The 514-nt window shown below is 61.6% G+C and carries 1 protein-coding gene; it reads right to left on the bottom strand.

Features of this window, described 5'->3' with window-relative positions; translation table 11 throughout:
* Positions 1–218: 218 nt before the first annotated feature.
* The coding region (locus AC1DH9_RS30755) for a LysR substrate-binding domain-containing protein (RefSeq protein WP_477809533.1) at positions 219–514 on the bottom strand (296 nt) is incomplete at its 5' end.

Raw genomic sequence — 514 nt, forward strand, 5'->3', positions numbered from 1 at the left:
CTGTGGGAGCGAGCCTGCTCGCGATAGCGGGGTGTCAGTCATATCAATGCTGGATGTGCCGCCGCAATCGCGAGCAGGCTCGCTCCCTCATTTGATCGGCTGTGGGAGCGAGCCTGCTCGCGATAGCGGGGTGTCAGTCATATCAATGCTGGATGTGCCGCCGCAATCGCGAGCAGGCTCGCTCCCTCATTTGATCGGTGTTGCCCGATCCATGTGAGTCAGCGCACCGCGCTGACCCCATCCAGAGTCGAGAACGAGGTGTCCTTGGCTGTCAGCAGGAAGTCGCGCATGTACGGTGCGTCGAGCATGTCGGTGCGAATGGCCGCGTACAGCGTGGCAAACAATCCTTTCTCACCGAGCCGCTTGGCCTTCACGTAACCTCGTGAGCYGTACTCATGCAGCGCCCAATGTGGCATGCCGCAGACGCCACGGCCGCTGGCCACCAGTTGCATCATCATCACCGTCAGTTCCGAAGTACGGACCTGCGCCGGTTCAATGTCGGCCGGCTCCAGGA

The organism is Pseudomonas sp. 05T35, from assembly GCF_056396605.1.